The following is an 11,796-nucleotide window of genomic DNA, read 5'->3' as shown; positions in this document are numbered from 1 at the left end:
GTGGACGCGGGGACAGCCAGCCATCGCGGTGCGCCGCCGCTGTAATGACCGACAAATAAGTAAGAACCCTATATCAGCTTCCGTAGGCCGAAAGCGCACCTTTTTGCACGCGGAGTCCGTCCACCCCAAGTGAGAAGGTCAGCACGGTCGGGCGATCGTGCTCATAGGGTCAAGCCCTGCCAAGAAGGGCCCAGCCGCAACGCTTACCTCGCAGCTCGCAGCTGTCGATATGCACGTAGGCCGGCGGCGTGTCCGGGAAGCGGCCCCGCCGCGAGTCCTTTTGGTCGCTGCATAGCAGCCGGCTGATCCCGTGGCGTACCAGGCAACGGTGCAACGCGCTGCGGCTGAGCTGCGGGAGGGTCTGCCGCAGGCAGCCCAGGATGTCGTCCAACGGTAGCAGCGTGCGCCGGCGCAGCTCGACCAACGCTGCTTCCTCCACCTCGCTGAGCTTGCTGCTGCTAGGCCTGCGTGGCCCTATTGGCTCATTCAGCCGTAAAGGTGCGGTGGCGCCACTTCGCCACCGTCTTCTCGTTCAGCCCGTACCTGGCCGCCAGGGAGCAGGTCGTTTCTTGCGACGCTTGGAGCTCAGCTCGTATTCGCGGTGTCGTACGGGCTGAGCCATGAAGACCTGCTGCCATAGCGCTTCCTCCTGGGAAGAACTTGTGATTTCAGCACCACGACTTCCCGGAACCAAACACCTAGCTTTCGCGCATTACCTGCTACACCCGCTCCAGTATCTATCTGCTGCTGGCTTGCTGGCTAACCTTTAGCATGGCAGCACCATTCTCAATGGCAGACTGCTCCATTGCCCCATCAGCAGAAGCGCATTTGGATTAGCCAATGGTGTAGCCGCCATCCACCACGATCTCCTGGCCGTAGATGAATCGGGCTTGATCGGATGCCAGGAAGACGGCCGCATCAGCGATGTCGCTGGCCTCGCCGAAGCGCTGGGGCATGAGCCGGGTGGTGATCTGCGCAGCCACATCCCTCAGCGCTGCGTCAGGCAAGCCTACGGTACCCCACAGCGGCGTGGCGATCGGCCCCGGGGCCACCGAGTTGACGCGAATGCCACGGGGTGCGAGTTCCGCTGCCAGCGTCTGCGCAAAGGACTTCACCGCCGCCTTGCTCGCGTTGTAAGCAGCCAGCCCGGGAAATCCCACCTGCGTGAGGAAGGTGGTGACGAACAGCACTGCGCCGCCGCCGTTGATGTGCGGCAACAACGCGCGCACCGTCTCTACGGCGCCGAAGAAGTTGGTTTCGAACTGCTCGGCCATCGCCTCGCGCGTGCACTGCTCGAATGGAATCACGCGCGCGATGCCGGCATTGGGCACCACGATGTCAACCTTGCCAAAGTTCGCGCTCACCTGCTCGACCAGCCGCTCGATGTCCCCAGCGCGTGTGACATCGGACTCGACCGTGAGCACGCCCTCGAGTCCCGCCATGTCGGCCAGGCCCTCGGGGTTGCGGTCGCAGGCGATCACGCGGGCACCTGCGGCCGCGAAGCGCTCCACCATGGCACGGCCAATGCCGCTGCCGGCTCCGGTGATGAGGGCAGTCTTGTGCTGCAGAGGCAGGGAAAGAGACATGGGTGGAACTCCAGAAGGCAGAGTGGGAAACGGCAAAATATGGCTGTAGGCACCGCCGCGTGGGGAGCTGGGCAATGGAATTGCCCGTCAAGCAGGCTACCGGTTCTAGCAAACCGGTCCTTGAAGAAGTTCAAGAAAAATTGACGGCGGCGCAAGAATATGACTCAGTTTCCGTCGGCATGCCGGCTGTCTGGTAAGTCAGCTCAATATCACGTTATGTTGATTTCTCAAATATATTTGCCGTTTCCCGGAAGCAAAAACCTCGCGGCGCGCTGACTCGATACAGCAACGGCCATCAACTCGACCCCGCCCATGGCGGTCCTACGCCAAGCGCAGGGCGGTGGCATGCTGGTCGCGCGAACGGCCTTTCAGGTAACCCCGATTGCGCAAGTGGCGGCTATGGATCGTAAGCAATGGGATGGACGCCCCCACCCGACAACGGCATCGATGTGCCAGAGTGGAAGTGTCAGCAGCCACTCAAACCGGAAGGGGCGTCCACCATGAAGATTACGACGATCGGCCTGGATTTGGCCAAGAACGTATTCCAGGTTCACGGTGTAAATGAGCACGGCAAGGCCGTGCTGCGCAAGCAGCTGCGGCGCGACCAGGTCGCGGCGTTCTTCGCCAACCTGCCGGCGTGCCTGGTCGGCATCGAGGCCTGTGCCAGTGCTCATCACTGGGCGCGAAAGCTGCAGTCGATGGGCCATACGGTGAAGCTCATGGCGCCGCAGTTCGTCAAACCCTACGTCAAGAGCAACAAGAACGACGCAGCCGACGCTGAAGCGATCTGCGAAGCTGTGAGCCGGCCGTCAATGCGGTTCGTGCCGATCAAGAATATCGAGCAGCAGGCGGTACTCGCCCTACACCGAGCTCGACAAGGATTCGTGAAGGCACGCACCGCACAGGCCAACCAAATCCGTGGCTTGCTCGGAGAGTACGGTCTCATCGTGCCGCAGGGCATTCACTACATCGCAGATCGTGTCCCGGCGCTGATCGAGGATGCTGCGGTTGAGCTACCGGGTGCCTTCCGGCTGCTGATCAGCAGGTTGCTTGATCATCTCAAGGTACTGCACCAGCAAGTTGATGAGATCGAAGCCCAGATCAAGGCTTGGCATCGAGCCAATGACGCAAGTCGTCGACTCGAGAAGGTTCCTGGTATCGGGCCTCTGACCGCCTCGGCACTGGTCGCCACGGTGGGCGACGCGAAGAACTTCGACAACGGCAGGCAGTTCGCAGCATGGCTTGGCCTCGTGCCGCGGCAGCATTCCAGCGGCGGGAAGGCCAACTTGCTTGGCATGAGCAAACGCGGCGATGCCTACCTGCGAACGATGCTGATCCACGGGGCCAGGTCTGTGATCTTCCGTTCGACGCAGCGAGCCGACACCGAGAGCTGGCTGTTCAAGCTGACCACCAGGCGGAACAAGAACATTGCTGCCGTGGCCTTGGCCAACAAGACTGCCAGAACAATCTGGGCACTGCTCGTTCATGACCGGGAATTCCGGCCGGGCTACGCCGCAGCGTAAAAACCGGCGCCAAGTACCAACGGCACTCACGTACTGAAGGAGATTCCTACCGCCGATTGCTCAAGCGATCAGCAAGTTGATGGCACGACAGGTCAGACCGTGGTTGGCACAGCCCGCGTTGAACGAGGCACCCAGAGTGCGTGTAAGCGATCGAGGCGCCGACCAGCAGAACCCATCAGGGACAGCGAGCATGTCTCGCGCAGAAAGTCCGAATGTACGGGTGCAATCTTCACCCTCGTGCGTCTACGAACCGAAAGCTTGGCAAAAGGGGGCGTCCATGTACGCTCAAATAACCCCGCCTTGAGGCCTGCGGCCAGTGTTGAGAAGGTACGTGCCCACGTAGGCAGATGGGCACGTAATGTCAGACAGTCATCTTTCCGAGTTGGCGCAGCGGCTGGTGATCGGCCACAAGCGTGACGGGCGCAGCATCTACGACGAGGGTGCCAAGCACGAGCTGGTCATGGCGTGCCTTGAGCCGGGCGCGTCGCTGGCCAAGATCGCCCGCGCATGCAGCGTCAATGCCAACCAGCTCGCCAGCTGGGTACGGCAGCACGAACGCTCAGTGGCACAGAGCACCCCGCCCAGCGGCGAGATCGTGGAGGCCGTTCAGGCATCGGAGTTCGTGCCGGTGCGCATCGAGCCCGGCGAACCGGCCGCGGCCGAGCCCGTGGTGAATCTGCAGGCCCGGCTGCCCAACGGCGTCGTGCTGGACCTGCGCGGCTGCGACCTGGGCCAGGCGTGCAGCGTGATCGAGGCGCTGGGGAGGGTGCGGTGTTCCGCTTCAACGAAGGGCTGAAGGTCTACCTGCACCGCCCGGCGGTGGACTTCCGCATGAGCTCAACGGCCTGGCGCTGCTAGTGGAGAAGTCGCTGGGGCTCGACCCGTTCGCCGAGTGCGTCTACGTGTTCCGCAACCAGCGCCGCAACCGGGTGAAGATCCTGGGCTGGGACCGCAACGGGTTCTGGCTCCTTTTTAAACGGCTCGAGGCCGACAAGTTCATCTGGCCCGACGAGGCGGCGGTGCCGACGCTGACGGTGGAGCAACTGCACTGGCTGCTGGAGGGCATCAACGTGGCTGCCGTGAGGCGCCACCCGCAGCGGGTGTACGAGCACGTCGGCTGACGCGCTGAGGACGTAACGGCCGGGTGCCGCAGCGGTACCGGCCATGGCGAAGTTCTCGCACAATGGGGCGTCCCACCGGCACAGCCCAACGCCAAGAGAACAACGCCGCCGATGCAGCAGATGCCCAGCGCCGAAGAGTTCCAGGCCCTGCAGCAGGCGCTGGCCGAGGCTTCCCGCCGCAACGAGGCGCTGGCGGGCGAGCTGCGCGTAGTGCGCACCGAGCGCGACTTGCTGCAGGAGCAGCTCAACCGGTTCAAGCGGCAGCTCTTCGCTGCCAAGAGCGAGGTCCGCGGCACCGAGCAGAAGGACCTGTTCTTCAACGAGGCCGAGGAACTCGGCGCTGGCGCCGCCCCGGCCGCTGAAGAGAGCGGCGCGGAAGACGACGACAGCGTCGACGTGCCGGCGCACAAGCGCGCCAAGCGCGGCCGCAAGCCACTGGACCCGGCACTGCCGCGGGAAGTCGTGCGCCACGAGCTGCCCGAGTCCGAACGCGTGTGCCCGCACGACGGCGCCACGCTGCAGGAGATCGGCGTGGAGGCCAGCGAGCAGCTCGACATCATCCCGCAGCAGGTGCGCGTCATCCGCCATGAGCGGGTGAAGTACGCGTGCCCGTGCTGCGACGGCGGACTGCGCCTGGCGGCCAAGCCCGCGCAGGTCATCCCGAAGGGGCTGTTCACCGAGGGGCTGCTGGCCTGGGTCATCACCTCCAAGTACCTCGACGGACTGCCGCTATACCGCCAGGCGGCGCTGCTGGGGCGCTTCGGCGGCAGCGACCTGTCGCGCAACACGATGGCCGCCGGCGTCGTGCGCGTAGGCCAGGCGGTACAGCCTCTCATCAACCTCATGCGCGACCGTCTGCTGGAAGCGCCGCTGATCTACGGCGACGAGACCGAGATCCAGGTGCTCAAGGAGCCCGGGCGTAAGGCGCAGACCAAGAGCTACATGTGGGTGCAGATGACCGAGGGGTCGGGTGCCGACGGCACCGGGCCGCCGATCCGGCTCTTCGCCTACTCGCCGTCACGCAGTGCGCAGACGGCGCTGGACCTGTACGCCGGCGTGCATGCGGGCAGCGTGCTGATGAGCGACGGCTACGACCCCTACGACAACGTCGCCACGGCCAACAAGCTCGTGCACTTGGCATGCTGGGCGCACTCCCGACGACGGTTCCATGAAGCCGTGCAGGCGCTGGCCAAGGACAAGCGCGGTCCTGACCAGGTGGCCGTGCAGTTCATGGACCTCATCGGCCGGCTGTACCACGTCGAGTCGCTGGCCAGAAAGGACAAGCTCAGAGGCGACGCACTGAAGCAGCGGCGTCAGCAGCAGAGCGTTCCGATCCTCGACCAGATCGAGCGGCTGCTGCTGGCCAAGCTCCACACAGTGATGCCCAAGTCACTGCTGGGCAAGGCGCTGCACTACGCCCACGGACAGTGGTCGAAGCTCAGGCGCTACGTTGACGATGGCAACTACCCCATCGACAACAACGCCTGCGAAAACGGGATCCGTCCGTTCGTGGTCGGCAGACGGGCCTGGCTCTTCAGCGACACAGTGGCCGGCGCCAATGCCAGCGCGAACCTGTACTCGCTGCTGCAGACCTGCATCGCCAACGGAATTGACGGCTACTGGTACCTGCGCCGGCTGCTGACCGAGTTGCCCAAGGCCAAGACCGCGGACGACTTCGAGGCGCTACTGCCCTGGAAGCTCGGACCGGCGGCGAGCTGAACACCGCCGCTCGGCGGCAAGCACATACGGTGGTCGTCTGCCAGTACGGGGAACATTGCGCGCTTACTATGGATCAGAAGTGCTGGTGGCTGGGCTCGTGCCCGCCCCCACCGCGATGGACGCGTGACATCAGTGCTGGGCGGATTGCCTGGGTGAAGCAGGTAGTCTTCAGGGATGCCGCCCGACCGGACCACGCGGCCGCGGCGGGCCGCAGTGAAAGATTCAGCCAGCGCTCAATCAGAGAACGGCACCACTTCCGAAGTACCTGTATCAACACGCAGATCGCTGTCGATCACGAACCAGGCCTTTCGGGGATCCACCCAGGCCTCGGCTCTTGGTTGGTCCCAATGCTTGGCGTGGGCCATGTCGCTGACGTAGACAGCAGAGATGTCGCGCGGTTCTGCGGGCCGCCGCATAAACGAGAGGGTGTCACGTACAGACGAGAACCACAGCGGATCCTTGCGGCTTGCCAGATGAACCTGCCCTTTAGGCCCCGCACGGTTCACGAGCAGCACGCCGTCGTAATGGCCGATCGCATCGACAGGCACCTCGGACGGTGGGGAGAATGATGCCGACCGGTTGCAACCCGCAACCAGTACGGCCCCGACGATCAATACCGCGGTGGTGCGGAAGAAACAAAAATGGCGCGCCATGCTCACAGTAAGACGGTTGCCATGTGCTCGCCGTACGCGCTGCCACCACTTCCCGGCCGAGAGATGCTGGTCCGCTCGGTCAGGCCGACGCCAGCAGCTGCCTGAGCCATTGCAACAGCAGCAGGGGCAGCCGCTCGGGCTGCTGCAGCAGGCCCCAGTGGCCTGGCGGGAACACGTTGGGCATCCAGGCTGCGGCCTGGCGCTCGACGGTCAGCGCCAAGGGATACTGCCCCAATGCGTGTGCCTCCTGCACGGCATGTCGCAAGTCCTGGACCGCGATGCGGCCCTCATAGCCGTCGTCGTCCTGCGGTTTGCCGTCGGACAGCAGCAGCAGCAGCTTGTGATGCTCCGGTCTCTGAGACAGCAGCCACGAGGCATGGCGCATCGCGGCACCCGTGCGTGTGCAATGCTGCGGCTCCAGCCCTGCAATGCGTGCCGCCACGGCTTCGCCACCGGGCTCATCAAAAGCCTTCAGCTGCCACAGCTGCACCTGCCCTGCGCCGCGGCCGCTGAAGGCCAGCAGCGCATGCGGCTCCCCCAACTGCTGCAAGGCCAGCGCCAGCAGCAGCAGCCCTTCGCGCTCGACGTCGATTACGCGACGCTGGCCGGCGAGCCAGCTGTCGGTGGAGCCACTGATGTCGATGAGCAGCACGCAGGCCAGATTCCGGCGCAGCAGGCGGTGGCTGCAATAGATGCGCGGGCTCAAGGGCAACCCGGCCCGGAAATCCGCCCGCGCCTGCACCAGCGCGTCGAGGTCGATGTCGTCGCCCTCCACCTGGCCACGCAGGCGCAGGCGCTGCGTACGCAGTAGCTCGAAGCGCTTGACCACGCCCTGCAGCAATGCATGGTGGCGACGCAAGGTAGCCCGCACCCAGTCTGGCGAACCCGCTTCGGCGGTCCGAACCCATACGGTTGCGCCGGGACGTCGATAGCGTTGCTGGCGGTCGTCCCACTCCGGGTAGTCAAAGCGCAGTCCCCGCTCGTCCCCGGCGTGAGACGTGGACGGCGGTGCCGGCTGCAAGGGCAGCGGATCGTCGCTGAGCAGAACCTCGTGAGCACGCTGGGGTGTGCGCACCAGGCGGGCGGCTTCGAGCTCGGCCAGCGACTGCGCATGCGATTGCGCACTCTCCTGCGTGTCGTGATCGGTGGGGCGCTGCAGACCGGCCGGGTCCTCGGCCTTCTCATGGGGTTGGGCCGTCTGCACCATCCAGGCGCCGGGCTCGGCGTCGTCCTCTTTATCCTGGGCTTGTCTCACCTGCGGGCGACGCGGCAGGCGCGCGCTGCGCGGCACGGCATCGGCGCCTTCATCGGGTGGGGCATCAGGCCCGGCTGCCATGGCGGGCGCAACAGGCTGGGGCTGACGCCATTCGCCCGTCCACCAGTCCTTGTGCAAGCAGGCGTCGCCCAACTGCTGCGCCAGCGCTCGCGCCTCGGCCAGCAGCTCTGCCGCAGGTGGGGCCGTGCCCGCAGCCAGTGGCGCAAGCAGCCTCGGGCGCAGTACCGCTTCCAGCATCCGGCAGGCCGGTGCAAGACTGCGCGCCAGCGGCCGGCGTTCCAGGGACACGGCACGCAGCCGCTGCAGCGCCAGCCGCAGGCCCGGCAGTTCCTGCAGCAGCGCCGCCTCCACCGCCAGCGACTCCAGCATGAGCAGGATGTCGCGCTCCACCGGTGTTGCTGTGGCGGCAATGGCTGCACTGCCACGCGCCGCACGCAGCGCCTGCTGCAGCGCCATGGCCCGATAGAGCAGCGGCACCTCGACCGCCGGCACGCCCGACAATTCGCCAGGCAGCCACACGCTCGTGCCATCGGTGCCTGGCAGCGCCTGCGTGGAGCAGGCCGGCTCCCGGCGCCACCAGCGGGCCAGCAGCGTGCGCGGCGCCGGCGCTTGTGCAGGCAACAGTGCGATGGACCGGCCGTGCAGCGCGCGCAGCAGCACGTCCAGCCGCGGCGCAACGTCGGCCAGACCAGGCGTCACGCCAGCAGGGCGAGAAAGCCGACGCTGGGCCCAGGACACGCCATGGCGGGCCACATCGACCAGGACGTCCTCGGCCTCGGCCATGTGCTCAGCCCACGCGGCGCGCTCTACGCGAAGCTGGCATCGACCAGCTCCTGCATGGATTCCAGCAGCACCGGGTCATCGCCCAGTGGCGCCACCAGCGCGACGCGGCAGGCGGTGCGGATGTCGGTGCCAGCGGCCACCAGCCGCGCCGCAGCCACCAGCAGCCGCGTGCCCGGTACCTCGCCCAGGCCCTGCGCCTGCAATGAGCGCAGGCGCTGCGCCAGCTCCACCAGCCCGGCCGCGGTGGCGGCGTCGCAGCCGGACTCGCGCTGCACCACGCGTGCCTCCTGGGGCGGCTCGGGGAAGTCGAATTCCAGCGCCACGAAGCGCTGGCGCGTGCTGGGCTTGAGATCCTTGACCATGCGCTGGTAGCCGGGGTTGTAGGACACCACCAGCATGAATTCCGCAGGAGCGGCGAGCTGCTCGCCCGTCTTGTCGATGGGCAGCAGCCGGCGATGGTCGGTGAGCGCATGCAGCACCACCACGGTGTCCTGCCGCGCCTCGACCACCTCGTCGAGGTAGCAGATGGCGCCCTCGCGTACCGCGCGCGCGAGCGGCCCGTCGTGCCAGGCGGTGCGGTCGTGATGCACCAGGTAGCGGCCCACGAGGTCGCTGGCCGCCAGATCGTCGTGGCAGGCCACCGTCACCAGCGGCCTGCCCAGTCGCCAGGCCATGTGCTCGACGAAGCGGGTCTTGCCGCAGCCCGTGGGCCCCTTGAGCAGCACGGACAGGCGCTGCGCGTGGCAGCGCTCGAACAGCGTGCACTCTTCTCCGCGCGGGACGTAGAAGGGCGCGTCCCGGGTCGTCTCGCCGGATACGGGCAGCGTCATCAGGCGGGCCGTTGCCGGGCAGCAAGCGGCGTGGCGCCCGGGGCTTCACTGCCCTCGACCACCACCTCCAGCCGGGGCGCGCGGCGGAAGAAGTCCCAGATGAACAGGGCCGCGCCCACGGTGAACAGCGTTGCCGTGGCCATGAGCATCAGGAAATGGACCTGGATCTTGAGCTGCGAATCCAGGTAGCCCAGGCCCATGATGCGTTCCAGGTAGACCTGGGCGATGCCGGCCGTGGCAAAGGACAGCGTCATGCCGAACATGCCCGAGATCTGCAGCCAGAAAGCCCAGTAGCCCAGCGTGCTGCCCTGTTCCCGGCGGCCGGGCGACATCGCCGGCAGCGTGTAGCTGATCATGGCCATCACGATCATGGCGTAGGCGCCGTAGAAGGCGGCATGGCCGTGCATGGCCGTGATCAGCGTGCCGTGCGTCCACTTGTTGACCGAGGGCCAGGTGTGGGCCAGACCCAGCAGGCCAGCGCCGAAGAGCGTGAACACCGCGCTGCCCAGGGTCCAGTGCAGTGCCAGCGTGTTGGGATGCGACAAGCCGGAGCGGCGCATCGCCGAGTAGGCGTACATCGCCATGCCCACCAGCGCCAGCGGCTCCAGCGCGCTGAACAGCCCGCCGATGGGCAACCAGTAGTAGGGCACGCCGACCCAGTAGTAGTGGTGGGCCGTGCCCAGGATGCCGGCGAGGAAGACCAGTCCGACGATGACGTAGAGCCACTTCTCCATCACCTCGCGGTCAGCGCCCGAGAGGCGGATGAGCAAGTAGGCCAGGAAGCCGCCCTGGATCATCTCCCACACGCCCTCGACCCAGAGGTGAATGGTCCACCAGCGGTAGAAGATGGCCACCGTGTAGTTGTCGAACTCCAGCAGCGAGGGCAGGTACAGCACGGCAGCACCGGCCAGCCCCAGCAGCAGCACGCCCTCGGTGGCGGTGAAGCGTCCGGACTTGCGAATGGTCATGACGATGTTCCACAGGAACATCAACATCACCACCACGATCACCAGCTTGTGCGGCAGCGGCTGTTCCAGCAGCTTGTTGCCCGTGCCCCAGCGAAAGAGATAGCCCACCACCGCCGTCACACCCATGACCACCCACAGCGCGAGCTGTACATAGGCCAGCTTGACGCTGTAGAGCTCGGTGCGGCTCTCGTCGGGCACCATCCAGTAGGTCGCCCCCATGAAGCCCGTGAGCACCCACACCACGAGCAAGTTGGTGTGGATCACCTTGGTGACGTCAAAGGGCAGGATGTAGAGCAGCGGGTCGGGCCCCAGGTACTTCGCCGCCGAAAGCAGTCCGAACACCAGCTGCAGCCCGAACAGCAGCATGGCCACGGCGAAGTACCAGTAGGCCACGGCCTGCGAACGGTATCTCATGGCTTCCTCCCGGGACGGTTACTTGAGAGTGGCCAGGTAGGCCACGAGCTGATCGATTTGCTGGGGCTGCAGTCCGCTGCCGTAGGTGGTGGGCATGAACGACTGGCCGTTGGCCGAGTACATCGCCCCGGGCACCAGGTGCGCACTGGGTTGCACGATCGCCTCGCGGATGTAGCCCTCGGCGTCGCGGGCACTGCCCTTGTAGGCAGGGTCCGCCACCGTCCGTGCGGCGCGGGTAGCCAAGCCAGCCAGTGTCGGCCCGGCCATGTTGACGCCCGGCGCCACCGAATGGCAGGCGTTGCAGGCTGGCTGCACGGAGCGGAACAGCGCCTGGCCCAGCGCGATGGGGTTGTCCTGCGCGGGCGTCACCGGGCGTGCGCCAGGGGGCAATGCCTGTGCGGGCGGCTCGTTCTGGGAGCGCTGCGCAGCGCTCATGTCGGTGCCCGGAATGGTTGCCCCCGTTACGAGAATGGGGCGCGGTGGCCAGCCCTGGTTGTCGACCTTGCTGACCCAGTCGAGAAAGACGATCAGGTCCTTGATTTCCTGCTCGGAGAGGTTCTGCCGCGGCATGAGGCGGCGGTGGCGCTGCTCGTCATAGAACTGCGAAGGGTCACGCATGTAGGCCGTGAGGTAAGCCTCTCCACGGTGCTGCGTGATCTTGGTGAGGTCCGGTGCGTAGTAGGCCCCCTCGCCGAACAGCGTGTGGCAGTTGATGCAGTTGTACTTGTGCCAGACGTCCTTGCCGGCCACGACCTGGGGCGTGAGGTTCTGTGCATTGGTGAGCTTGTCGAACTGACGATGGCTGTCGAGCGTGAGCCCGCCAAACACCAGTGCCGAGACGGCCGTGGCCCCGATGGCAAAGAAGCGGGCCTGTCGCTTGTCCATGTCCGGGCCCTATACGCCGATGCCCGACCAGTGGGCCA

The 11,796-nt window shown here is 66.0% G+C and carries 11 protein-coding genes and 1 pseudogene; 5 read left to right on the top strand and 7 right to left on the bottom strand.

The features are described from left to right. Positions 1-208: 208 nt before the first annotated feature. Together FJ694_RS37500 and FJ694_RS34925 are read right to left on the bottom strand one after the other, a co-directional pair. Positions 209-638, bottom strand: a pseudogene (locus tag FJ694_RS37500) (transposase family protein); the annotation flags it as partial. 195 nt (positions 639-833) lie between these two features. Then, positions 834-1,586 carry an SDR family NAD(P)-dependent oxidoreductase gene (locus tag FJ694_RS34925; RefSeq protein WP_157272128.1) on the bottom strand — a complete coding sequence of 251 codons (753 nt, stop codon included), beginning with the start codon at positions 1,584-1,586 and terminating at the stop codon, positions 834-836. A 2-nt stretch (positions 1,587-1,588) separates the two neighbouring features. Between FJ694_RS34925 and FJ694_RS34920 the strand changes: the two genes are divergently transcribed. The 5 genes from FJ694_RS34920 (at position 1,589) to tnpC (ending at position 5,949) form a co-directional block, all read left to right on the top strand. Beyond that, on the top strand, positions 1,589-1,783 hold the full coding sequence (locus tag FJ694_RS34920; protein WP_157272127.1) for a hypothetical protein: 195 nt from the start codon (positions 1,589-1,591) through the stop codon (positions 1,781-1,783). Between the two features lie 303 nt (positions 1,784-2,086). Beyond that, entirely contained in the window at positions 2,087-3,109 is a 1,023-nt protein-coding gene (locus tag FJ694_RS34915; RefSeq protein ID WP_157272126.1) for an IS110 family RNA-guided transposase, read from the top strand. A gap of 358 nt (positions 3,110-3,467) precedes the next feature. Continuing rightward, on the top strand, positions 3,468-3,905 hold the full coding sequence (locus FJ694_RS34910) for a transposase (protein ID WP_157272125.1): 438 nt from the start codon (positions 3,468-3,470) through the stop codon (positions 3,903-3,905). A gap of 49 nt (positions 3,906-3,954) precedes the next feature. Beyond that, entirely contained in the window at positions 3,955-4,230 is a 276-nt protein-coding gene (gene tnpB / locus FJ694_RS34905) for an IS66 family insertion sequence element accessory protein TnpB (protein ID WP_259373195.1), read from the top strand. A gap of 111 nt (positions 4,231-4,341) precedes the next feature. Further along, entirely contained in the window at positions 4,342-5,949 is a 1,608-nt protein-coding gene (tnpC, locus tag FJ694_RS34900) for an IS66 family transposase (RefSeq protein ID WP_157272123.1), read from the top strand. Positions 5,950-6,182: 233 nt separating this feature from the next. Here tnpC and FJ694_RS36955 read toward each other — a convergent pair whose 3' ends face one another. From FJ694_RS36955 to FJ694_RS34875, 5 genes are all read right to left on the bottom strand, one after another. Further along, complete coding sequence (locus FJ694_RS36955) at positions 6,183-6,602, bottom strand: nitrous oxide reductase accessory protein NosL (RefSeq protein ID WP_232540364.1); 420 nt, start codon at positions 6,600-6,602, stop codon at positions 6,183-6,185. A 79-nt stretch (positions 6,603-6,681) separates the two neighbouring features. Further along, positions 6,682-8,661: a nitric oxide reductase activation protein NorD gene (locus tag FJ694_RS34890; RefSeq protein WP_157272122.1), complete on the bottom strand. Its 1,980-nt coding sequence runs from the start codon at positions 8,659-8,661 to the stop codon at positions 6,682-6,684. Between the two features lie 23 nt (positions 8,662-8,684). Beyond that, on the bottom strand, positions 8,685-9,491 hold the full coding sequence (locus tag FJ694_RS34885; RefSeq protein WP_157272121.1) for a CbbQ/NirQ/NorQ/GpvN family protein: 807 nt from the start codon (positions 9,489-9,491) through the stop codon (positions 8,685-8,687). Next, positions 9,491-10,873 carry a cbb3-type cytochrome c oxidase subunit I gene (locus FJ694_RS34880; RefSeq protein ID WP_157272120.1) on the bottom strand — a complete coding sequence of 461 codons (1,383 nt, stop codon included), beginning with the start codon at positions 10,871-10,873 and terminating at the stop codon, positions 9,491-9,493. The genes FJ694_RS34885 and FJ694_RS34880 overlap by 1 nt, the downstream gene beginning before the upstream one ends. A gap of 18 nt (positions 10,874-10,891) precedes the next feature. Further along, on the bottom strand, positions 10,892-11,758 hold the full coding sequence (locus tag FJ694_RS34875; RefSeq protein WP_157272119.1) for a c-type cytochrome: 867 nt from the start codon (positions 11,756-11,758) through the stop codon (positions 10,892-10,894). Between the last annotated feature and the right edge of the window lie 38 nt (positions 11,759-11,796).

It is taken from the genome of Azohydromonas aeria (genome assembly GCF_009760915.1).
GTDB classification, from domain to species: domain Bacteria; phylum Pseudomonadota; class Gammaproteobacteria; order Burkholderiales; family Burkholderiaceae_C; genus Azohydromonas; species Azohydromonas aeria.
The sequence above is the reverse complement of the archived record's forward strand: the minus strand, read 5'-3'. Positions and strand labels throughout refer to the sequence as shown.